At 61.9% G+C, this 21,708-nt stretch carries 17 protein-coding genes, 2 tRNA genes and 1 pseudogene; 8 read left to right on the forward strand and 12 right to left on the reverse strand.

The window, feature by feature from the left end:
* Positions 1 to 15 precede the first annotated feature (15 nt).
* Positions 16 to 1,248: an acyl-CoA dehydrogenase family protein gene (locus tag V1279_RS19975; RefSeq protein WP_334439156.1), complete on the reverse strand. Its 1,233-nt coding sequence runs from the start codon at positions 1,246 to 1,248 to the stop codon at positions 16 to 18.
* A gap of 203 nt (positions 1,249 to 1,451) precedes the next feature.
* Between V1279_RS19975 and V1279_RS19980 the strand changes: the two genes are divergently transcribed.
* On the forward strand, positions 1,452 to 2,144 hold the full coding sequence (locus V1279_RS19980; protein WP_334439159.1) for a TetR/AcrR family transcriptional regulator: 693 nt from the start codon (positions 1,452 to 1,454) through the stop codon (positions 2,142 to 2,144).
* A gap of 905 nt (positions 2,145 to 3,049) precedes the next feature.
* Here the strand turns inward: V1279_RS19980 and V1279_RS19985 are convergent.
* Positions 3,050 to 3,994 carry an IS110 family transposase gene (locus tag V1279_RS19985; protein WP_334439161.1) on the reverse strand — a complete coding sequence of 315 codons (945 nt, stop codon included), beginning with the start codon at positions 3,992 to 3,994 and terminating at the stop codon, positions 3,050 to 3,052.
* A gap of 261 nt (positions 3,995 to 4,255) precedes the next feature.
* Positions 4,256 to 5,566, reverse strand: a complete 1,311-nt coding sequence (locus V1279_RS19990) for a CAP domain-containing protein (protein WP_334439164.1) — start codon at positions 5,564 to 5,566, stop codon at positions 4,256 to 4,258.
* A gap of 372 nt (positions 5,567 to 5,938) precedes the next feature.
* Between V1279_RS19990 and V1279_RS19995 the strand changes: the two genes are divergently transcribed.
* Positions 5,939 to 6,265, forward strand: coding sequence for an antibiotic biosynthesis monooxygenase family protein (locus V1279_RS19995; protein ID WP_334439166.1), 327 nt, complete (start codon positions 5,939 to 5,941; stop codon positions 6,263 to 6,265).
* 70 nt (positions 6,266 to 6,335) lie between these two features.
* Here the strand turns inward: V1279_RS19995 and V1279_RS20000 are convergent.
* The 3 genes and pseudogenes from V1279_RS20000 to V1279_RS20010 form a co-directional block, all read right to left on the reverse strand.
* Positions 6,336 to 7,566 (reverse strand): annotated as a pseudogene (locus V1279_RS20000) (CaiB/BaiF CoA transferase family protein).
* A gap of 288 nt (positions 7,567 to 7,854) precedes the next feature.
* A complete protein-coding gene (locus V1279_RS20005; RefSeq protein ID WP_334439168.1) occupies positions 7,855 to 10,161 on the reverse strand; it encodes an ABC transporter substrate-binding protein in 2,307 nt (768 codons plus the stop codon).
* Positions 10,162 to 10,523: 362 nt separating this feature from the next.
* Positions 10,524 to 10,597, reverse strand: a tRNA-Gly gene (locus tag V1279_RS20010).
* Between the two features lie 517 nt (positions 10,598 to 11,114).
* Here V1279_RS20010 and V1279_RS20015 point away from each other — a divergent pair.
* Positions 11,115 to 11,501: a YciI family protein gene (locus V1279_RS20015; protein ID WP_334446484.1), complete on the forward strand. Its 387-nt coding sequence runs from the start codon at positions 11,115 to 11,117 to the stop codon at positions 11,499 to 11,501.
* 333 nt (positions 11,502 to 11,834) lie between these two features.
* Positions 11,835 to 13,055, forward strand: coding sequence for an ABC transporter substrate-binding protein (locus V1279_RS20020; protein WP_334439170.1), 1,221 nt, complete (start codon positions 11,835 to 11,837; stop codon positions 13,053 to 13,055).
* 213 nt (positions 13,056 to 13,268) lie between these two features.
* Here V1279_RS20020 and V1279_RS20025 read toward each other — a convergent pair.
* A tRNA-Tyr gene (locus tag V1279_RS20025) sits at positions 13,269 to 13,354 on the reverse strand.
* 203 nt (positions 13,355 to 13,557) lie between these two features.
* On the opposite strand from V1279_RS20025, the gene rlmB reads away from it, so the two are divergent.
* Positions 13,558 to 14,385 carry a 23S rRNA (guanosine(2251)-2'-O)-methyltransferase RlmB gene (rlmB, locus tag V1279_RS20030; RefSeq protein ID WP_334439172.1) on the forward strand — a complete coding sequence of 276 codons (828 nt, stop codon included), beginning with the start codon at positions 13,558 to 13,560 and terminating at the stop codon, positions 14,383 to 14,385.
* Positions 14,386 to 14,441: 56 nt separating this feature from the next.
* Here the strand turns inward: rlmB and V1279_RS20035 are convergent, their stop codons facing one another.
* Positions 14,442 to 14,819, reverse strand: coding sequence for a hypothetical protein (locus V1279_RS20035; RefSeq protein WP_334439174.1), 378 nt, complete (start codon positions 14,817 to 14,819; stop codon positions 14,442 to 14,444).
* Between the two features lie 30 nt (positions 14,820 to 14,849).
* Positions 14,850 to 15,296, reverse strand: coding sequence for a hypothetical protein (locus V1279_RS20040; RefSeq protein WP_334439176.1), 447 nt, complete (start codon positions 15,294 to 15,296; stop codon positions 14,850 to 14,852).
* A gap of 313 nt (positions 15,297 to 15,609) precedes the next feature.
* Here V1279_RS20040 and V1279_RS20045 point away from each other — a divergent pair, with 313 nt between their 5' ends.
* The 3 genes from V1279_RS20045 (at position 15,610) to V1279_RS20055 (ending at position 19,252) form a co-directional block, all read left to right on the forward strand.
* Positions 15,610 to 17,247, forward strand: coding sequence for an alkaline phosphatase family protein (locus V1279_RS20045; RefSeq protein WP_334439179.1), 1,638 nt, complete (start codon positions 15,610 to 15,612; stop codon positions 17,245 to 17,247).
* A 244-nt stretch (positions 17,248 to 17,491) separates the two neighbouring features.
* Positions 17,492 to 18,148, forward strand: coding sequence for a hypothetical protein (locus tag V1279_RS20050; RefSeq protein WP_442894793.1), 657 nt, complete (start codon positions 17,492 to 17,494; stop codon positions 18,146 to 18,148).
* A 165-nt stretch (positions 18,149 to 18,313) separates the two neighbouring features.
* Positions 18,314 to 19,252: a LysM peptidoglycan-binding domain-containing protein gene (locus V1279_RS20055; protein WP_334439182.1), complete on the forward strand. Its 939-nt coding sequence runs from the start codon at positions 18,314 to 18,316 to the stop codon at positions 19,250 to 19,252.
* Positions 19,253 to 19,264: 12 nt separating this feature from the next.
* Here the strand turns inward: V1279_RS20055 and V1279_RS20060 are convergent, their stop codons facing one another.
* The 3 genes from V1279_RS20060 to V1279_RS20070 are packed head-to-tail and all read right to left on the reverse strand — an operon-like array spanning position 19,265 to position 21,514.
* Positions 19,265 to 19,891, reverse strand: coding sequence for a methyltransferase family protein (locus tag V1279_RS20060; protein ID WP_334439183.1), 627 nt, complete (start codon positions 19,889 to 19,891; stop codon positions 19,265 to 19,267).
* Positions 19,892 to 19,918: 27 nt separating this feature from the next.
* Positions 19,919 to 20,968, reverse strand: coding sequence for an NAD-dependent epimerase/dehydratase family protein (locus V1279_RS20065; RefSeq protein ID WP_334439185.1), 1,050 nt, complete (start codon positions 20,966 to 20,968; stop codon positions 19,919 to 19,921).
* A 33-nt stretch (positions 20,969 to 21,001) separates the two neighbouring features.
* Positions 21,002 to 21,514 (reverse strand): Mpo1 family 2-hydroxy fatty acid dioxygenase, encoded by a 513-nt coding sequence (locus V1279_RS20070; RefSeq protein ID WP_334439187.1) that lies wholly within the window; start codon positions 21,512 to 21,514, stop codon positions 21,002 to 21,004.
* Positions 21,515 to 21,708 lie beyond the last annotated feature (194 nt).

A 21,708-nucleotide genomic window follows, 5' to 3' on the forward strand; every position in this document is an offset into this window, starting at 1 on the left:
ATCCTAGCGCCTCCGTTACTGCGTAGTGTTTGCATACTTCCGAAGTTCAAGTCTGGCAATGGCGCGATTGTGCACCTCGTCCGGACCATCAGCTAGGCGGAGCGTACGGATATGGGCGTAATCGCGCGCCAGGCCGGCCTCGTCGGAGACACCGCCGCCGCCATAGGCCTGGATGGCATTGTCGATGATCTTCAGCGCCATGTTGGGGGCTGTGACCTTGATCATCGCGATCTCGGCCTGCGCGGTCTTGTTGCCGACCTTGTCCATCATGTCGGCGGCCTTGAGGCAGAGCAGACGATTCATCTCGATGTCGGCGCGCGCTTCGCCGATGCGCTGTTCCCACACCGAGTGCTCGATGATCTTCTTGCCGAACGCGGTGCGCGAGGCCAGCCGCTTCACCATCTTCTCCAGCGCCTCCTCGGCCTTGCCGATGGTGCGCATGCAGTGATGGATACGGCCCGGACCGAGACGGCCCTGCGCGATCTCGAAGCCGCGGCCTTCACCGAGCAGGATGTTTTCCTTCGGCACGCGAACGTTTTCCAGCAGAACCTGGGCGTGACCGTGCGGCGCGTCGTCAAAGCCGAACACCGGCAGCATCTTCTCCACCTTGATGCCGGGGGTGTCGAGCGGCACCAGGATCTGCGACTGCTGCTGGTGCTTCGCCGCCTTCGGATCGGTCTTGCCCATCAGGATCGCGATCTTGCAGCGGGGATCGCCGACGCCCGACGACCACCATTTACGGCCGTTGATGACGTAGTGGTCGCCATCGCGCTCAATGCGCGTTTCGATATTGGTGGCGTCCGATGACGCAACCGCGGGCTCTGTCATCAGGAAGGCGGAGCGGATCTCGCCGTCCATCAGCGGCCGCAGCCACTTCCGCTTTTGCTCCTTGGTACCGTAGCGGATGAACACTTCCATGTTGCCGGTATCGGGAGCGGAGCAGTTGAACACCTCCGAGGCCCAGGAGATGCGACCCATCTCTTCCGACAGCAGCGCATATTCGAGGTTGGTCAATCCCGCGCCGCGGAATTCATCGTCTTCATGCGCGTTCGGCGGCATGAACATGTTCCAGAGGCCTTCGGCCTTCGCCTTCTTCTTCAGTTCCTCGAGGATCGGGATCACCTTCCAGCGCGGGCCCTCCGCATCCTGCTTGTCGTAGATCGGAACCGCGGGGCGGACATGCGTCTTCATGAACGCCTGCACGCGGTTCAGCCATTCCTTTTGCTTTTCTGACAAATCGAAATTCATGGGACGCTCCTCACCTCTGGGCTTCTGAATGTTGGCCGTACTGTCCGCCCGCCTCTCATTCACCGCAAGTGCGGACAAGGCCTGCGGCCACGGGTTGGGCCGGAACTGCGACACGCTCGCAAACGTGGATTGACTTTTCCAGCTCTTCAAACGATAGTTTCATACAACTGTTTGAATTGCAACTCCCGAAACGGGGGCCAGATATGTCGAGCGATCGTACCAGGTCTGCCATCCTTGCCGCCGCCGAACGGCTTTATGCCGATCGCGGCTTCGGCGACGTGACGCTGCGCGACATCGTCGCCGAAGCGAACGTCAATCTCGCCGCGGTGAATTATCATTTCGGCTCCAAGGACGAATTGATCGCGGAGCTGTTCGTCACCCGCAGCCTCGCCACCAACCGCGAGCGGCTCAACGAGTTGAAGGCTGCCGAGGAAAAGGGCGGCGGACGCGCCCCGATCGACGCCATCCTGCACGCGCTGGTGGGCCCTACCCTGCGCGGATGCCTCGGCCCCGACCGCGAAGGCTCGACGGCGGCGCGCTTCATGATCCGCGCCTCGATTGAATCGGTGCCGCCGATCCGCCGCATCAAGAACCGCGAGGTCGATCATTTGCGGAAATTCATCGCCGCGATGCGCCGCGCGATGCCCGGCCGCGACGACGTCGAACTCTATTGGGGCCTGCACTTCGCGCTCGCGATGTCGCATCACACCATCCGGGAAAAAGAGCGGCTGACGAAATTGTCGGAAGGACAATGCGACCTCAACGACGTGGATGCCATTGTCGATCGCGTGGTCTCGGTCTCGGTGATGGCGCTCACGGGCGGCGAGACGCCGGCAAAGAAGGCGCCCACGCGACCGGCGGTGCCACATGGCAGGCTGACCCGGCAAGACTTGTGAGTCAGGCGCCAAACGCGCCGAATTCTTGTAGCCCGTATGAGCCAACGGGTCACGCGGCTCTCTCCGCGTCATTGCGAGCGAAGCGAAGCAATCCATTCTTTCTTTATGCCGGAACATGGATTGCTTCGCTTCGCTCGCAATGACGGTGGATACAGTTTCGCATTCTCGCGGCGCTGATCGCCCGAGGTTTGCATCTTCGTTTGCCCTCTTCGAAATTAGAGGGCGCAGGGAAGACCGGGTGCTTGCTGCACCCGCGGTCTCGCGTGCGATTTGCGCAAACAAAACTGCACACAAGCATACAGGGCAGCGGGAGCATTCCGGCCTTCCCTGCGCAATGGCTTTACGGCTTACTTCGTGCTCTCCCCGGTGAACGGCTCTTTTGCCACCGTCGCTACGCAGAAACTTCCGCGCAACTTAACGCCAGCACCGCGGCGTCCGGACCACACGACTTCGCCGTACGCATTAGGCGCGTACGTCTATCGCGCCATTTGCGTCCATCGCATCTCACTGCACGTTCGTGACGATCGCGAGCGCCCCTCATCTGCCGTGAGACGGGCGGAGTTATGCGGGTGATTTGCGTGAGAACGAAAGCGGAATATTTTTGCGCGAAGGGCTGGACAGGTTTTGACTGATTTGCCCGTCGTGCCAGTTTGCCGCAGGCCGCTGCATGAAGTTACGCTTGCACGAAAAGCAAATCAGTCCGCAGCCGTAGCAACCATTAAAGCTTCACCCGATCGCCGGTGAGGCTGACGCCGTGCTCACCGCCGTCAAGGCGTGGCCTGGCGACAGCGTGGCGGTGGAGGGAGCAGAGCGACGGCCATCCTTGACGGCGTCTGCGCGCGACGTCGTCGGAGCGGCAGGTCGGGACGAAGAAACGGTGCTGCGGTCGAACCAAGAAACCGAATTCATCCGGTCCGGGCGATTACGGCGGTTGGAGGCGGTTCATCTTGCCACAGCGTGCCGCGGGCCACGACGGTGTTGACGAAGATGAGCAGCTTCCTGGCGCAGGCGATGAGGCAGCGCTTGTGTTCTTTTCCGGCGGCCTTCAGCCGCTTGTAAAGAGCGATAAGCTGCGGGTTCCAGCGAAAGGATGCCGGCAGCGCGGCGGTATAGAGCGCCCGGCGCAGCCTCTTGCGCCCGCCGTCGATGTGACGAGCGCCGACTTGCTCGCCGCTGTCATCGTCATAGGGCGCGAGCCCGGCGAGGGCTGCGGCTTGCTCGCGGCTGAGCTGGCCGATCTCGGGCATGCGCACCAGGATCGCGACTGCGGTCGGCAGCCCGGCGCCGCCGACGCTGTAGATCAGGTCGAGCCGCTGGGCGAGGTCGCGATGCTCGCGGATCGCGGCCACCAGAGCCTTGAGTTCGACCCTCGCCCGCTTGGCCAGGCGGGCGATCTCTTCCTTCCAGACCTTCTGGATACGCGGATCTCGGCAGGTCTCGAGCCGGTTCTTGTACAGTTTAATATCCTCGCCGATCTGCTCGATCAACGTCAGGTGTTCGGCAAAAGGCTGCAGCCGGGGATCGGGGGCGGGATGGATCTTCTTGACCGCAGCAGTGCAGGCCGCGATCAGCGCGGCATCGATCTTGTCGTTCTTGGCTCGCTGCAAGTGGAACTTGGCGTAGGCACGCACCTGCGCCGGCTGAAACACCACCACGACAAACCGCTTGCGTCGCAACTCGACGACGACCGCTTGTTCATAGCCGCCGCTCGCCTCGATCCCAATGCGCTTGACCTTGTGGCGCCGCAGCCACTCCAATAGCACCTTGTGACCTTCCGCCGTGTTCTCGACCTGCAACTGCTCGCAGTTGTTCTTGCTACGACAGACAGCCCTCAAGGCTTCGGTGGGCATCGATCCGATCGATCGGCGGCCCAGCCCGGGTGGCCACCCAGGCTGGGCCATTCCTCACGGAACGACGCAAGTATAATCTGGTGCGCTAATACAAGGGTGGGCAAAGCGCAGCGTGCCCACCATCAAGCAGCGCCATCGTTGATAGATGGTGGGCACGGCGCAAGCGCGCCTTTGCCCACCCTACGCGACTGTTCATTTCTTTCGATGCGTTTTCGTTACGCGAGCCGAAAACGCTATTGCACGCAATCCGGGCGTTCCGGATCAGACGATCAGGAAATCCTGATTGGTGAGCGCCAGCTTGGTCGAGAGCTCCGCGAACTGGACTGCGGCCGCCGAGCCTGTCCCGTCCGGATCGTAGCTAAGCGCGCCGGTATCGCTGTTGTAGATAATCCGGTCGGTCGAATCATGGGCGGCCGCGCCGGCATGGAATGCCGAAGAGGACATCGTGCCGTTCCATCCGAACGCCGTGAACACGGCGTTGTCCAGTCGGATCGTATCGTCCACGGTCGAAAAGTCCGTGATCTTGTCGATGTTCGAAGCGCCGAGACTCGTATCGAAGACGAAGCTGTCCTGGTTGGCGCCGCCAGTCAGGACATCGCGGCCGGCTCCGCCTGAGAGACGATCGTTTCCGTCGCCGCCGAGCAGTGTGTCGTCTCCCGTGCTGCCGTACAGGTAATCCCTCCCGGAGCCGCCCTCGAGCCGGTCATTGCCGTTCTGCCCGTAGAGCCGGTCGTCGCCACCGAGGCCCTGGATCGTGTCGGCGCCGGCCGTACCATTGAGCGTCTCGCCTGACGCTGTGCCGGCGATCACGTTCGACGAAGGCGGAGGTGGTTCGGAAGGCGGCGGCTGGGAGCCGCCGCTTGTGGCGGGATCGATCAGGTCGAGCTTGACGTTCTTGCTGCCGATCGTCGTCTGCATGGTGGTGGCTTGAATGCCCGCCCCTGAGAACGTGACCGTGTAGGTCGCCGGCGGCAGCACGAGATCGTAGCCGCCGGAGCCGTATGTGGTCGTTGTGTAGGTTGCGCCAGTGTTGCTCACGGCGGTTAGCGTCAGACCGCCGAGCTCCTCGCCCGGATCGTAGAAGCGGTCGCCATCCTTGTCGTCGAACGCCACGCCGGTGAGGAACACGCCCGAGCCGGAACGCGCGAAATCTTCGGTGATGAACGCGCTATCGCGGCCGCCGTAATCGCCTGTCTCGAAGCCAAGCCCGACTTCGCGATAATTGTCATTGAGGATGTTGGCGCGATGGCCGGACGAATTCATCAGGTTTGTGTGCAGCAGCAGCACTTCGTCCTGGAGCCCGGTGGGCGATCGCGTCGTTGCCCACGCGATGTTCTCACCCCACGCCCAGGAACCGGTGAACGCATAGCCCGCGGCGGTCATGCGCTGACCCGCGCTCGACCCGCCTGAGCCTGTGTGCGAGAACGTGTCGGTTCCGATCATCCATTGGCTATGGCTTTCACCGGCCTCGTTGAGATCGCCATCGAAGGCAAGCGGCTGAGCGCCAACCTTGGCACGCTCGGCATTGATCAGTTCAAGCAAATACTGCTCATAGGTACTCGGCTGCGCCATGACGAAGTCCTCGCAGGGTGATGACAGATGACGATGTGCTGAAGGACCATTCGCGATCGATCTGATTTGCTGCTATTGGCCGAGTGTGATCAGTCGTTGACCTAATCGTGACCATTTATGGGATAATGGTCATGCTCGATCGAGCGAGGTTGGGAGTTCCAACCATCCCGTGGCGCGGCGAGCGCGCGACAATTCCTACTTCGCAAGACAGGGTGAGATCGTTCGACGCGGGCCTCGTCAGAACAGCGCTTCCGTTTTCGTATCTTCGTCGAGGAACGCGCAGGCCGGCAATGCCGTTGTGGATCAACCCTCGCACCGTGCTTCAGCACAAATCGACACTCTGGTCGAGGAACACACAGAACGGAGGAATCGATGCCGACCGAGCCGACGATTGCCCGCATCTGGCGCGGCCGCACGCGGCCTGAAATCGCGGACAGCTATGAAGCCTACCTGAAAACGGACGGCATCCCGCCGCTGGAGAAGACGGCGCTTGGCGTTCAGCTATTCCGGGAAGACCGAGAACATGAGAGCTGGTTCACGACCATCTCCTACTGGAGCGACCTCGAGTCGATGACCGCCTTCACCAAGGGCGAGCCGACCAAGGTTCACCATCTCGACCGCGATCCCGAGTTTCTGATCGAGCTGCCCGCGTTCATCCAGATCCATCGGATCCTGATCAACCGTCAGGGCCTGCGCTAAATGCGGATCGTGTACCGTCTGCCACCGAATGAGAACCGGCGCGCAGGTTAACGTCGCGCCGGTTTCTGGATCAGACGATCTTCTGCGCCTTCAGTGCCTCCACCTTGGCGTCGTCATAGCCGATGGTCGCCAGCACGTCCTTGGTATCAGCGCCGAGCAGCGGCGGGGCGCGATAGTCCTTTACCGGGGTGCCGGAGAAAGTGATGGCGTTGCGGATCAGCGACAGGTCGGGCTGCAGGGGATGATCGACCTTGACCTGCATGCCGCGCGAGCGGACGTGCGGATCGGAAAACACCTGCGAGAAATCGTTGATCGGACCGGAGGGGACGCCGGCCTTCTCCAGCTCTTCCAGCCAATAGGCGACGGGCTTCTTCAGGAATAGTCCGGCGAAGATCGCCATGATCTCCTTGCCGTGGACGACGCGGTCGTTGTTCTTGACGAAGCGCGGATCGGCCGCGAGTTCCGGCGCGCCGAGCACGGCGCAGGTGCGCTGGAACTGACCGTCATTGCCGACCACCAGCATCAGCTCGCCGTCGGTGCAGCGGAACACGCCGGCCGGCATGCCGCCATTGCCCCAGGTGCCGCGCCGCGGCGGGGTCTGGCCGTTGACGAGAAAGATCTGCGCATAATGCGACAGCGAGGCGATCACGGTGTCGAACAGGCAGACGTCGACATGCTGCCCCTCCCCGCCATTGGCCTTGCGGTGATAGAGCGCCGCCAGAATGCCGATCGAGGAATTCATGCCGGTCATGTAGTCGACGATCGAGGGGCCGACCTTCATCGGCCCAGCGCCCGGCTCGCCGTCGAGATGGCCGGTGACGCTCATCAAGCCGCCCATCGCCTGCAGGATCGCGTCGTAACCGGCGCGCGGCGCGTAAGGCCCGGTCTGGCCGAAGGCCGGTCACCGAGCAATAGATGATGCCGGGGTTGATGTCCCTGATCGATTCGTAATCGAGCCGGTAGCGCTTGAGATCGCCGACCTTGTAATTCTCCATCATCACGTCGCAGGATTTGGCCAGATCACGGACAATGTCCTGCCCTTCCGGCGTCGCGATATTGACGGTGACCGATTTCTTGTTGCGGTTGGCGCACAGGTAGAACGAGTTGTTGTTGTTGTTCGCCTTGCCCTCGGGATCCCTGAGGTAAGGCGGGCCGAAGGCGCGCGCGTCGTCGCCGCTGCCGGGACGCTCGATCTTGATCACCTCGGCGCCGAGATCGGCCAGCATCTGCGCCGACAAGGGACCCGCGAGCACCCGCGTCAGGTCGAGAATTTTGATGCCCGAAAGTGGCAGAGCCGACATGAACTTCCTCCGAATTTTTGGCGTGTGGCGCGGGAACGTGTCCGGGCGCTGCGAAGCCAAGCCGATACACTATTTTATGTGACTGAGCCCTGCATTACCGGCATGACGCCATCCGTTCGACGCCCGCTGCGCGCAAGGTAGCCGGACGCACTGAAGGTTCAGGGGGTCTCGAAGGGAAGCGGATGCGACATTCCAGGCCAAGGGAACAGCCTGGACATTGTCCCAAAAGCACGACGGCCCGCCGAAGCGGGCCGTCTTATCGTCAAACCGTGTTACCGGCTGGCCTGTTTACCTGTTGGTGCTGGCCTTGGCGCGGGTGGCGCGCCATTCCAGGAATTCGCGATACAGGGGATCGCGGTCCTGCGGCGCAAGCGCTGCGGCCGGAGCAGCAGCCGGCGCCGGCAGCGGTGCGGCGCCTGATGCCGCGGCCGCGCTCGCGGGCAGCGGCATGTTGCGGTCGAGCCATTCCTGCGCGGCCTTGAAGCGGGTCCACCCCGCCACCGTCGCTCGTGGCGCCATTTCCTTCCACTTCGGATGGAACGGCGGACGCTGCAACTGCGCGACCTTGTCGAACATGGTGTCCACCAAAAGCGACAGGCGGCGGTAGCGGTCGCTGTTCGGCGCCCAGTTATACGACGCCAGCACGGCCTCTGCCGCAATCGTCTCGACGTAGCCACCCTCCGGCACGAGGCCCGGGTAGTCCGTCGAGCCAAGCTTGGACGGCAGATATTCCTCTTGCAGCGGCTTGGCATAGTCGACCGGCACCAGATGCAGGTTGCGGTCGTTGATCTGGTTCAGCCATTGCAACGGCTTGCCCTCGATCGCCACGATCGCGTCGACTTCGCCCTTGCGCAGCATGTCCACCGCCAGCCGGGGCTCTTGATAGATCAGATGCGGCCTGATCCCGAGCCGGTCGAACACGTTGATCGCCGTCACGAAGGTCGAGCTGTCGGGCAAATCGACCACCACGGTCTTGCCGTCGAGCTCCCGCATGCTGGTGATCGACCTCGGCGCCAGGACGTGCATTTCCTCGTTGAACATCTTGGCGACGTAGACGAACTGGTTGCGGATGTCCTTGGCGAAGTCCTTGCGGTCGAGATAGGACAGCGTGTCCTTGCGCACGATGCCGGCGTCGACGCCGCGCAGCAGCAGAATATCCGCCACCGCCTGCACCGATCCGCGGCCCATCACCGGCAGGATCCGCAGCGAAGTGCCGTTGTCGAGCACGGAGGCAAGATCGGCACCGACCTGGGCGTAGGTAGAACCGAACGAGCCGGTCATCAGGCTCACGGTATTGGCGTTGAGCTGGTTCGCCAGATCGCGCTTGGTGGCGGTGCCGTACTTGAAGATGGTCTTGAAGGAGTCGCTGACGGCGCCCGCATCGACGCCGCTTCGCACCGGGCCGAAGTGCTGCCATTGGCCGTTGGTGAAGCGCATCATCCGCATCTGCTCGATAGGCGCATGGTCGGATGGGCTGGTGTTGATCTGGATGCCCGACACCATCATGGGAAGCTGGATACCTTTGAGCAAGCGGGCCTGCTTCATGATGTTTTCGCGTGACAGGTCGTCGCCGCAGTTCTTCAGGACCTCGACCGTCAACTTGCCGACCAGATAGCCGAGGACGGCCTGGCCGTTGGTCTTGCTCACGCTCGGGACATAGCGCTGCATGAAGGCGCTCCATTCGCGGAACGCCGCCTCGCCGGCCGCCGCCGCGTCTTCGCCCTCGAGCCTGTATGCGGCCGACAACAGGCCTTCCACATTTTGCGCGCCCGCCGGCTGAATCACGGCCGAGTAGGAATTGGAGATCGAGGCGACGAAATGGTTCGGCCTCCAGCCGAGTTCGGCGCTTCGCTTGATCGCCATGATCGCGAATTTCGGCGTTGTGAACTCGATGAAGACGTCGGCGCCGGAGGCCTTGAGCTTGGCCATCTGCGCGTCGATATTGGTGTCCGTGACCTTGTATGGCGCCTCGGCCACGATCGCAATCTTGCCACCCAGGCCGTCCTTCAGGCCCTTCAGGTATTCCTTGCCCATCCCATCCTCCTGATAGAGGACGGCGATCTTGCTGCGGGGATGGTTCTCCAGGATATACTGCGCAAAAATTTGCGCTTCAGCCGTGTAGGTCGGCAAGAAGCCTATGGTCCAGGGAAACTCGTGCGGTTGGTCCCAGGCCGCCGCACCCGACAAGGCAAAAAGTTGCGGGACCTTTTTTGAGTTCAAATAGGGCTGGATCGCGGCGTTCGTGTTCGTGCCGATAGTCCCCAAGGCGAGGAGAACGTTGTCTTCCTCGACGAGCTTGCGGGTCATCGCCATGGTTTTGGTGGGTTCGTAGGCGTCGTCATAGGTAATCATATTGACCTTGCGGCCGTTGATCCCACCTTCGGCGTTGATCTTGTCCAGATAGGCCGCGATGACCTTGGCGATAACGCCATAGGCGGAAGCCGGACCGGTATAGGGCGCGGTGTTGCCAATCCGGATTTCGTTGCTGCCCGGGGGCGCCGCGTACACCTGATCGCTAATCGCCGAGCCGGCCATTGCGGCCAACACCAGTGCCGTTACAGCGCTGCGCCGAGGCGCGGTGAAAAGCCGGCGCATTGCCGCTCCGGCCCGAAACCGGGAAAATTGCCCCATTTTCGGACGAGTGGTGCCGATCGTAGCTCGCATTGCAGTCCCCCTGTGAGCCCATATTCTGCAAGATAATTTGAACGCGTGATGCCAGCGGGCACCGTTTCAACCCTACTCGCCGACATTGTGTCTCAATCGGATTGATTTTGTGGCAAGTCCAGGCGTTCCGTAAGGCATGGTTAGCAAGCGCGTATTTTCGCCCTCAAAATGCACGAAATCGACATTGACCTGGCGCGCCACAATCGAAGCGTGTTCGCATATGCAACCCACAGGTGCCTGCGGCGCATCACCTTGCAACACATATCAAGATATCTTGAATAAACTTTGAATGATGGAGCGGGTGAAGGGAATCGAACCCTCGTATTCAGCTTGGAAGGCTGCTGCTCTACCATTGAGCTACACCCGCGCTGGCGTTGAACTAACACGCCGTGCAGGCGGCCTCAACCCGCGCCCCGCCCGTCCGAACGTCCTGCGGGGCGGCCCATGGACCGGTCCGGGCCCTTAACAGGGACTGATTCGCCGCCTATATTGATGTTTCCATCAACAATGAAAGGAGGTGATCCAGTGTCTTATACCAAGCGCTGTCACCTCGCTGGGATCGCCCGCTAGGCCTTGAGTTTATGGGTCTGGCATCGGGGCGCTCTCAGCCCTGGACCAGCGAGCACAACAGTTTGGGCGCGACGGGAGCCATCCCGCCGCGCCTTTTTGTTGACCAGGTACTGAATGATCCCCTGATGGAACGAGCGCCGCCTGCACGCGATCGCGCTCGATCGCCTGGCAGGCTGAATGTGCGATCAGAAGCCGCAGAGATTGACGAAGCGCGGGCGCGGGCCGCGGCGGTCTTCGACGATGCGCTCGCCGGAATGTCGGGACTGGCCGCGGCAAAACGTCCTCGGGAGACCCCGCGCGTAAAGGAGAAAGAGATGCTCTACGCCATGCTGGCCTATCACGTCGAAGCCGAGGTCACGTCCTGGACCCCAGAGGAGGACGCGGCCCTGATGACCGAACTGCTGGCCGTGCATAACCGGCTCAACGCGAAGAGGCTGCTCGGGCCGTCGGCGCGGCTGGGCGCGACGGCGGAAGCCCGCACCTTGCGGGGTCCGGGCGCCGGAATGGTCATCGACGGGCCGTTTGCCGAGACCAAGGAACAGTTGCTGGGTCTATATGTGTTGAATTGCGCCGACGAGGATGAAGCGATCGGCATTGCGCGCGACCTGCGCCGCGTTAATCCGTCCGCCGTTTACGAGATCCGCCCGATCAGGCTTTATCTTCCCGGCGAGGCTTTGCCGGAAACGGCGAGCGAGGGTTAGCGCTGAGATGTGCTCTCCTCGCCGCTTGGTCGCGGCCGGCGCGGGAGAGTTCATGGGGGTGGCTTGCCTCCAGGGGAACAAAAGCGAATTCGTTGACACAACCGGTCGACGGCGTAGGCTTGTCGCATCTCGTTTTGCGGGAACTTGCTCGAGCCTGCCGTCAGCTATCGCGCTGTTTTCGGTATGAGCCGGTCGGGACAAAGGCTCGTCCATTCTCGCAAAGAAAATGACGATCACGCTGCCGTCAATTTCTCGGCGTTTGATCCATATCAGGCTGCGCGCCTCCCATAGGTCTCGAAATCTGGCTGCACTCTTTGTCATGGAGTTCATCCGATGCAATCCAGGGTCCGAACGCTGATTGCTCTTGTCCTGGCGCTGACGTCATTGAGCGCGATCACCGAGCGGGTGCGCGATCCAGGCGTGACCGACACTGAAATTCGCATCGGCAACGTTATGCCCTATAGCGGGAGTCTGGAGGTCTTCGGAGCGATTGGAAAAGCCGAAGCGGCGTATTTCGAGATGATCAACGAGCGTGGCGGGATCAATGGCCGCAAGGTGCGCTTCATCTCATATGATGACAAATCCGATCCATCGACGGCTCTGAGCCTCACGCGCGACCTCATCGAGAAAGACGACGTCCTCCTGATGTTCGGTTCGTTCGGAACGCCGGGGAATTTTGCCGTTCGCGCATACTTGAACGAAAGGCAAATTCCTCAACTCTTTGTCGCCTCCGGAGACGATCATCTAAGCGATCCGTCGATGTTTCCGTGGACAATGGGCTGGCAGCCCTCCATTCGCGAAGAGGGGCGCATCTACGCCAACTACATCCAGGCGTTTTACCCCGGAAAAAGGATCGTCGCTCTTTGGCAGAACGATCATTTCGGCCGAGAATTGTTCAAGGGGTTGGAAGACGGGCTCGGTGACATCGCCCGGATGATCAGGGTCGACATCGCCTACGATATCGCCGATCAGCATCTGGACACGCACGTATCGATCTTGAAGCGATCAGGCGCCGAAATTTTCGTATTCGCAGGCGTGCCGGAAAACGCAGCGAAAGTCGCCCGAATAGCGGCGGATCTCAATTGGCATCCGGTGTTCATCTTGAACCATATGGCTTCATCGATCGCGACGGCGCCAAAGCCCGCCGGCCAGGAAAGCTCCTTGAGCGTCATTACAGCTGCCTTCTTGAAGGATGCCAATGATCCGGCCTGGAAGGACGAGCAAGCCGCCAGGGACTGGCAGACATTTGTCGAGAAATATAATCGGGCCGGAGGCACAGACGATACTTCCGCCGTCTTCGGCTACGCCGCCGCCGAGACATTGGCCCAGGTGCTCAAACAATGCGGCAATGACCTGTCTCGCGAGAACGTCATGAAGCAGGCGGCGGCCCTGAAAGACTATCAAGGCTCCATGTTGTTGCCCGGGATCAAAATCAGCACGGGACCCTGGAACTTCCGGCCGATCAAACACCTGCGGCTGATTCAATTCGACGGCCGCACCTGGCAGCCGATTGGCGAAGTGCTCGAAACGGCTTTCTCCAATGCCCAGAAGTAGGTGGCGCGCGGAGTAGCTGGCGTGAGAGTTCAAGGATGGCTGGCCGAAGCTCGGCTTGCCGACGGCAACAGTCCGTCTACGCTCAAGCTACGCCGGACACGCTCCGACCTGACGGTCTCCGCGTGGCTTGCCTAGCCGTAGCTCGCGGCCACAGCCCGCCTTCGCCCTGTGGGCTTCGGCGTGGCAGCCTTCTCTCGCTTCGCGAGCGAAGGCTGGTGGGGAAGGAAGGACTCGAACCTTCGAAGCCATACGGCGGCTGATTTACAGTCAGCTCCCTTTGCCACTCGGGACACTTCCCCGTCCGCCAGCGTCAGGAACCGGCCGCCCGAGTGGCGGAGGACCGGACCATGGATGACGCTGAGGCCGAAAGCCCGTTTCGAAGCGGCTTCGACCGGCGCGTTTATGGGCGAAGCGGGATGGCAAAGTCAACCAACGGCGGTGGCCAAAAGCGCTCTCGATGGGCCAAATTGCCATATTCGGGGACCCGTGACACAAGCTCCCCATGAGCGATCGCGACCGAAAACCGCCGTTCCGCCGCGGCGGCGGCAAACCCTTCGAAAAAGGGCGAAAATTCGCCCGTCCGCCGGGCCGCCGGGACCGGGACGCGAGCCCTGACGGGCCGGTGATTCTTTATGGCTGGCACACGGTGACGGCGGCTCTGGCCAACCCGGAACGGCAGATCCGAAAGCTGTTCCTGACCGAAAACGCCGCAAGGCGGTTGGCGGACGAGCATATCGACACCCGCGTTCCCCCTGAAATCGTCCGCCCGAACGCGATCGACCAGCGGCTTGGGCCCGACGCCGTGCACCAGGGGCTATTGGCGGAGGCCGAGCCCCTGCCCTCGCCCGACATCGATACGCTGCCGCTGGAAGGCATCGTGCTGGTACTCGACCAGATCACCGATCCGCACAATGTCGGCGCGATCATGCGCTCGGCGGCCGCGTTTGCGGTGAAAGCGATCGTCACCACGGCCCGCCACAGCCCCGAGGCCACCGGCGTGCTGGCGAAATCCGCGTCCGGCGCGCTGGAGCTGGTACCGCTGGTGACCGTGCAGAACCTCGCCCGTGCGCTCAACGAGTTGAACGACCGCGGCTTCATGACGGTCGGGCTGGACAGTGAGGGGACCGAGGATCTCGGCGCGGTGACGCTGCAGCAGCCGCTCGCCCTGGTGCTGGGCGCCGAAGGCAAGGGCCTGCGGCAACTGACGCGCGAGACCTGCAGCGTGGTGGCGCGGCTCGACATGCCCGGCGAGATCAAGAGCCTGAACGTGTCGAACGCCGCGGTGCTCGCGCTTTATATCGGCGCCAGCCGGCTCGGCCTGATGAAATGAAAAGCGCCCGCTCGCGGGAGGCGAACGGGCGCTGAAGCTTGCAGGGCTCTACTGGATCAGTAGTAGCGGCGCAGCACGCGCTGGCCGTAATAACGCCCGGCGTGGCCGTAGCGGTGTGCGCGATAACCGTAGTGCGGACGGTTGTAGCCATAGCCGTAGCCGGAGATCGAGCCTTCGCGATAGACCCGGTACGGCGCAAAGTTACCGGGACCGGTATAGGTCGGACCCTGGTTGACGTAATAATACTGCTGCTCCGGATCGGGCAGCCGTTCGCGGACCCAGCCGCCGCAGGGATTGCAACCCGAGTAGCCATACGCCGCGACCGGCGCGACATAGACCTGCGGCTGCCAGCAACCGTTGTAACCGCACGCCATCGCGGGCGCAGCGGCCATGACGGCGACTGCGGCGATCAATCCTTTAATCAAATGACGCATTACTCTCTCCTGTTCGTATTTTCGTTGGTCTTAACGTGGAAGGTTGTGCGGCCTGCGCCGATCATAGTTCGGCGCGTAGATGATCTCGGGCGGATCGACGGGTATGTTCGATTGCGCCGGCAGCGGCGCCGACTGCGCCGACCAGGATTGATGATAGCTCTCGGCCGGCTGCGGCAATTTGCGGTTCGCCGGCGGCTCGATTTCCAGCCGCCCGTAACCGGGCATGCGGCCGGCGCTCGGATAATAATGGCCGACGCGCGGCACCGGATCGATATAGCGGCCACCGTAAATGGTCGGCTCGACATGGGTGCCCTTGCCCAGACCCCAATCGCCTTCGATCACCGCATAGGATGCATCGACGCCGTTAATGATGATGGGTACGCCGGGACGGCCCGGAATCACGATCTCGAAGCCACCGCCGGCAAAGGCCGTCGACATCATCGCCGCCAAAATTGCCAGTGTCGAGGCAACGCGCATCGCTTGGGATCCCGCTTTCCTGGAGTCCCAATTTAATCCAACAAGCCGGTTCAGGGGTTAAGGCGGTCGGCCAAACTGGTGGTAAGGCTAACGGGCAAGCATGGATCGCCGTTCAATTGCGAGAAATGGCGCTATCCAAACGTTAACGCCGGGGATCGGAAGGCCGACCCCGGGGGGATCGGAAGGGCCGACCCCGGGGGATCGGAAGGCCGACCCCGGGCGCTCGGCTGCCCGCTCGATTGTCATTTGCGCGGCAATATCGCACCATCCCGCCCTCTCCCGCTCTCTCTGAACTCCAGCCGAAATGCCTGAAATGACGACCAAAACGCCTGCGAAGAACGTGCTCTGGATCATGTGCGACCAGCTTCGCTACGACTATCTCGGCTGTACCGGACACCCGATCCTGAAGACGCCGAACATCGACGCGATGGCCAGGCGCGGCGTGCTGTTTTCCAACGCCTATGTGCAGTCGCCGATCTGCGGCCCGTCGCGGATGTCGTTCTATACCGGCCGCTACATGCGCTCGCACGGTTCGCACTGGAACGGCTGGCCGCTCCGCATAGGCGAACCTACGCTCGGCGATCACCTCAAGAAGATCGACGTCCGCAACGTGCTGGTCGGCAAGACCCATATGGCTCCCGACCTGGAGGGGCTGAAGAATCTCGGGATTCCACCGGACTCGATCATTGGCGTGCACGTATCGGAATGCGGGTTCGAGCCCTATGAGCGGGACGATGGGCTGCATCCGACCGGGCGGCCGCGGCCGGCCTACGACAATTATCTGCGCCAGCACGGCTACGACGCCCCCAATCCGTGGGAGCACTGGGCGAATTCCGGAGCGGCCGAGGACGGGACCTTGCAAAACGGCTGGTTGCTGGTGCACGCCGACAAGGCCGCGCGCGTGCCGGACGAACATTCCGAAACGCCCTACATGACGCGGCGCGCGATGGAGTTCATCGCAGAGGCCCAGGACGACGGCCGGCCATGGTGCCTGCATCTGTCCTACATCAAGCCGCACTGGCCCTACATCGCACCGGAGCCCTACGCCAGCATGTACGGGCCGCAGGACGTACAGCCGGTGATCCGCTCGCAGGAGGAGCGCGCCAACGCCCATCCGGTGTTCGCCGCCTATATGGACATGCGCTATTCCCGCAACATGTCGCGCAACGAGGCGCGCGAGAAAGTCATCCCGACCTATATGGGCCTGATCAAGCAGATCGACGACCAGATGGGCGTCTTGATGCAGTACCTCGAAAGCCGCGGCCTGCTCGACACCACCATGATCGTGTTCACGTCGGACCATGGCGACTATCTCGGCGATCACTGGATGGGCGAGAAGGATCTGTTCCACGAACAATCGGCCAAAATCCCGCTGATCGTGATCGATCCGTCGGCGGCTGCCGACAGCACGCGCGGCACGGTGAGCGATGCACTGGTCGAGGCGATCGATCTGGCGCCGACCTTCATCGATTATTTCGGCAGCAATCCGCCGGACCACATTCTGGAAGGACGTTCGCTGCTGCCGCTGCTACATGGCGACAAGCCCGCCGACTGGCGCAAGGTGGTATTCTCCGAATACGACTACGCCATGCAGGACGTCCGCGTGATGCTGAACCAGCCGATCGAACGCTGCCGGCTGTTCATGGTGTTCGACGGCCGCTGGAAATTCATTCACGCCTCCGGCTTCCGGCCGATGCTGTACGACCTCGAGAGCGACCCGCAGGAATTTGTCGATCGCGGCGCCGACCCCGCCTGCGCCGATGTCGTGGCGCGGCTGCAATCGGAGCTGTTCGACTGGGCGCTGCATCCGAAGATGCACATCACCACGCCAAACGCGAAGATCGCGGCGTACGCGGCCCAGCAATTACAGGTGAAAAACGGCGTGCTGATCGGCATCTGGGACGAGGCGGAACTCGGCGCGATCAGGGAGAAGATCGGGATGAAGCCATAAAACCCGGGCCTGCACGCATGATCGGTGTTGCGGCGGGGACACGTCGTGTCGACAAATTGCGGCTGCTCACGCCACGTTTATTGCAGTTTCGAGCACGCGGGCGCTACGGTCACCCAGCGAAACACTTCGCAGCCATTCGAGGGGCGCAATGAAGCCATATCGCGGCGACACTGGATTTGTCGGCTGGCCATCCTTTCTCCGCCGGGCATCGTGGCGTCGACTGCAAACGATAGCGATCGCGGTCTTGCTGCTCCTGCCGATCGGCGCAAACCCCGCGCTGGCAGCGCCGAGTTCCCCGTCGGCGGCTTCGACCGCTCATGTCTACCTGCTCCGCGGCGTGCTCAATATCTTTTCTCTGGGTCTCGATGACATTGCGGCACAGTTGCGGGCGCAGGGCATCCCGGTCACTGTCGCGAACTTCGCCTCCTGGTCGTCGCTCGCCGACGAAGCCGCCGCCGGATACAGGAGTGGCAGGATCAAGACCATCATTCTGGTCGGGCATTCCTCGGGTGCGACCGCCCTGCCCGATATGGTCGCCAAGCTGGATCAGCTGGGCGCTCCCGTGAAGCTGGCAATCGGCCTGGATTCGGTGTTTCGCACCAGCCTCTCGGGGCGCGTGGGACGCTATATAAACTTTTACATCGCCAACGGCGCCGGCACGCAGGTCGCGAAAACTGGACAATTCCAGGGCAAGCTCGAGAATGTGAATGTGCAGGGCGTGCCTGGCGTCGGGCACATGTCCATCGAAAAGAACCAGGTCATGCAGCAGAAGGTGATAAGCGAGATCGATGCCGTCGTCTTCGGCCGATCTGCACCAGCTTCGCGAGCGCAGAAGCCGCGGCGGCCTGGAGCGGCGAGCGCGGTGAGAGCTGGCACCGCAAGCACCGCGGCGGTACGCTAGTAGTTCGGTTGGCTCGGTTCAGGCGGCTGTCACCGAAGCGACGAGCGCCGCAAATTCTGCCAATTCCTCGACGATAGATCATCCGGAAGAAGCGCCGGGTGGCGTCGCCTGCCGGCATTCATGTTCCGGCGTGCCTTTGCAACTAGAATCACGGACGGAAAGCGTATGAGCAGTCCGACGCAGGTTGCGGCCGTGGTGATCCGTGCGGCCGTTTCCGTCTGCATCTTTTCGGCTATTTGCAATCTGGCACTCGCCGGCCCGGTCGCACGGTCGACCAATGCTACCGCGGCGATCGCTCCCGTCGCACCGCCAGTCGCGCCCCAGCCGCAGGCGCGTGTCTATCTGTTCCGGGGCGCGCTCGGCCCGATCTTTTCGCGCGGGATGGACCGCCTGACCAAGCGCCTCGAAGAAGCCGGCATCCGGGCTGACGTTTACGAGTTCACCATTTGCCGGCTGATCGCAGATCAGGCCATCCGTGATTTCCGGAATGATCCCGCTCCGATCGCCCTGATCGGTCATTCGATGGGCGGACTTTGTGCCTTGACGTTTGCCGGAATACTGAGGTCCGAAAACATCCCGGTAAGCCTGGTGGCAACTATTGATCCTGCTCAAGCAAGTCCGAAGGTGCCGCTGAACGTCGAGCGTTACATCAACGTTTTCCTGTCCGACAGTGTATTGGGCGGCGGCGATGTGGTGGCGGAGCAGGGTTACCAGGGTCACTACGCAAGCTTCGATTTGAAGGAGCACGGGGAAGTCACCCACATCAACATCGACAAGATGGATTCCATCCACGAGCAATTGGTGACAGCCATTGCGCAGCTTGCAACGACGCCTTTGCCGGCCAAGGGAGAGGCGGTGCCGCTGCGCTACGTCGTTCCTTCCGATGCCCCGCTAGAACTGTGGGACAGCGGCACGCAGCAACTCGCCCGTTCGGGTGATACCTTGCAGAGGCTTGCAGCACTTAATGCTGTACCGCTGTGGTCACTTACCCAGGCCAATCAGTATTCGGACAGCGCACCGCTGTCAGTTGGCCAGCGCGTCCTGGTTCCGCGCCGTCTTGCTCCACCTGTCGCAACATCAGCAGCGTCGCGAGGGAAACGGTAGCTTGGAGCGGCGTCAGGTGCGCGGCAGAAACGGAATAAGCATCGGAACGCGACGGCAATACGATCCATAAGCATCCGCACCGAGTTCCTCCGTGAGGAATCCCTCCTCCATGCGGGCCTTCAAAAACATCCCGAGCGAGATCAGCACCGCACCCAGCATCGCGGTCACTGTTCCGACCGCGATGCCCGTCACCAGCATTCCGGCGATAAGCCCCGTATAGATCGGGTGGCGCACCAGCCCGTACGGGCCGGTGTCGATGACCTGATGGCCTTCCTTGTGCGTGATCGCGTTCGACCAGAACCGCCCGAGGTGAATTCTCCCCCACCACGTGAATGAGATCCCCGCAAGGACAAGGCACGCGAGCACGTAGATGCCAAGGTTGCCAAACTGCCAGAGCGGCTTTTCCCCCAGGACCTTGCCAGTCAATGGCAAGAAAAGAATGGCCCCTGCGAGAATGGGGAAGCGGTACTTGAGCGACTCCCAGGTCATCACGTGTTTCTTCGTTTGACCGGACCAGAACGACGCCAAAACCCAACTGGTGACCCACAAAATCCAGATGAGGGCGAGCAACTGCGTGGGCCAGGTAGTGGTCCAGCCACTCAAGGCGAAAGCCAGCCATTGACCAGGGTCGTTCAGCATGTCGCGGACCATTAGTAAGCGATTGGATCAACCGCCAAACCGGCGCTCGATGTGAAGCGATCGAGCGCGACCACTCGGCGTTGAGTCCCAGTCAGCCTGATTGTGGCCGGCATCGAGCAGATGCGCAATGGTTTCCCGCAACACAGGTTCGACGGGACCCGGCGCATAGCCCAGCTCGCGTTGCGCTTTTTCGATCGACAATGCCCCCGCCCGCAATGCGATCCGAACGCCTTCGGCCGTGCCGGACGGAGGCCGGCGCGTCACGTGATCGGCGATCAACTCCAGCGTTGCAGTGACCATTTCGGCGACCTTGCCGTTCACTTGAATGCACCGGACGCGACGGCCGCTGATATCAGCCATGAGTTCGAGAACCCGTCTTAGCGGCATGCTTTCGCCACCGAGAACATAGCGATGTCCAGCGTGTCCGCGCTCCATGGCAAAGATCAGCCCTTCGGCAGCGTCGCGCACATCGACGAGGTTCACGACAAAATCAAGATGCAAATGAAGACGTCGGTTGAGAAAATACCGGAGCATCGCCGTCGGCGGGGTAACGTTGTGGTCATAAGGCCCGACGGGCATGGTGGGACAGCCGATAACCACCGGGTATCCGGATGCGGCCGCCTGCATAGCGAACCGGTCGGCGAGCATTTTCGAGCGCGTATATGGACCCGGCATATCGTCCGGCAGGAACGCATCGTCAGCGACAGGAACCATCGATGGCGAGGCACGGAACAGAATGGATTCCGTCGAGCAGTGCAGGACGCGCTTTATGCCGCGTTTGCGCGCCGTCCCAATGACGATCTCGGTGCCACCGTAATTGACGGTGTGAAAATCAGCTTTCCGCGGCAGCCACATCCCCGGCAGGCCGGCCAGGTGATAGACCTCGTCGACCCCGTCCATCGCGCGGTCAACCAGATCCCGATCAAGCACCGATCCCCTGACATACTGAACCCGCGGCAACGCGCGAGGGGGTGGTTGAAGATCGAGCACCCTCACCTGCCGACCTCGCGCTATCAGCGCCGAGACGAGGTGCTTTCCGATGAATCCACTGCCGCCCGTGACCAGTATGTGCTTCATGCTGCCGATGAACTCAAGCTGAACTGTTTGAGATCAAGATGCAGCGCCTTGCGGACGCACTTGGATGATGATGGCGAGATCGCGCCGAAAGCCCAGCGCGATAAACAGCTTCGCCATGACAAACATTGGTCCGAGCAACAGGTGGGTCGGGTTGTCGACCAGCGCCGGCTGCCGTCGCTCGAACACGCGATGCCCAACAATCTGCGATGCGACCCCAACGACAATCAGGATGGCCGTAAGCGACCACATGCCAGCAGTCGTCGCATGGCCAACGATCTCGGCAGCGACTGAGAGCAACACGATTGCGGCCCCAAGGATCGCGGCTCCGAGCGCGAAGTCGAGCAGGAACCAGTAGATGAGCACCGGTACGACAGCGATGGTCGCCGCGCTGGTTTGGAACCCGAATACGGTGATGGACCACAGGCTGAGCGGAAGAACAGCGGCCAGGAACAGGAACGCGATGCCGAAGACATGCATCGCGCAATTCCAGGGGTCACGATGGTACTCGACGTAATCCGCAAGCTGCCGCCGAAAATATGAACTCATGCGGTGCTATCCCCCTGCTGTCGGCAGCCGCGGCTAGACGGGTCAACCAAAAAACCGGTGCACCTGCTTCGATGCCCATCAGAGACTCAACGGTAGTTAAACTTGGGAATCATCATCAAGTCAAAGCGCGGGCGCGGCACGTTTCACAGTCCATCGAGCGCGCGAAGGCACTGCCAACGTTGACAAATCATGCA

Origin of the sequence: Bradyrhizobium sp. AZCC 1610 (assembly GCF_036924515.1) — a bacterium.
In the GTDB taxonomy this organism is placed as follows: Bacteria; Pseudomonadota; Alphaproteobacteria; order Rhizobiales; family Xanthobacteraceae; genus Bradyrhizobium.

Bases quoted from the DNA above. Each gene is read 5' to 3' on its own strand.
- V1279_RS20035 (WP_334439174.1), bottom strand. From the start codon at position 14,819: ATGCGTCATTTGATTAAAGGATTGATCGCCGCAGTCGCCGTCATGGCC.
- V1279_RS20015 (WP_334446484.1), top strand. From the start codon at position 11,115: ATGCTCTACGCCATGCTGGCCTATCACGTCGAAGCCGAGGTCACGTCC.
- V1279_RS19985 (WP_334439161.1), bottom strand. From the start codon at position 3,994: ATGCCCACCGAAGCCTTGAGGGCTGTCTGTCGTAGCAAGAACAACTGC.
- V1279_RS20040 (WP_334439176.1), bottom strand. From the start codon at position 15,296: ATGCGCGTTGCCTCGACACTGGCAATTTTGGCGGCGATGATGTCGACG.
- V1279_RS19990 (WP_334439164.1), bottom strand. From the start codon at position 5,566: ATGGCGCAGCCGAGTACCTATGAGCAGTATTTGCTTGAACTGATCAAT.
- rlmB (WP_334439172.1), top strand. From the start codon at position 13,558: ATGAGCGATCGCGACCGAAAACCGCCGTTCCGCCGCGGCGGCGGCAAA.
- V1279_RS20055 (WP_334439182.1), top strand. From the start codon at position 18,314: ATGAGCAGTCCGACGCAGGTTGCGGCCGTGGTGATCCGTGCGGCCGTT.
- V1279_RS20070 (WP_334439187.1), bottom strand. From the start codon at position 21,514: ATGAGTTCATATTTTCGGCGGCAGCTTGCGGATTACGTCGAGTACCAT.
- V1279_RS19975 (WP_334439156.1), bottom strand. From the start codon at position 1,248: ATGAATTTCGATTTGTCAGAAAAGCAAAAGGAATGGCTGAACCGCGTG.
- V1279_RS20005 (WP_334439168.1), bottom strand. From the start codon at position 10,161: ATGCGCCGGCTTTTCACCGCGCCTCGGCGCAGCGCTGTAACGGCACTG.
- V1279_RS20060 (WP_334439183.1), bottom strand. From the start codon at position 19,891: ATGCTGAACGACCCTGGTCAATGGCTGGCTTTCGCCTTGAGTGGCTGG.
- V1279_RS20045 (WP_334439179.1), top strand. From the start codon at position 15,610: ATGACGACCAAAACGCCTGCGAAGAACGTGCTCTGGATCATGTGCGAC.
- V1279_RS20020 (WP_334439170.1), top strand. From the start codon at position 11,835: ATGCAATCCAGGGTCCGAACGCTGATTGCTCTTGTCCTGGCGCTGACG.
- V1279_RS19980 (WP_334439159.1), top strand. From the start codon at position 1,452: ATGTCGAGCGATCGTACCAGGTCTGCCATCCTTGCCGCCGCCGAACGG.
- V1279_RS20065 (WP_334439185.1), bottom strand. From the start codon at position 20,968: ATGAAGCACATACTGGTCACGGGCGGCAGTGGATTCATCGGAAAGCAC.
- V1279_RS19995 (WP_334439166.1), top strand. From the start codon at position 5,939: ATGCCGACCGAGCCGACGATTGCCCGCATCTGGCGCGGCCGCACGCGG.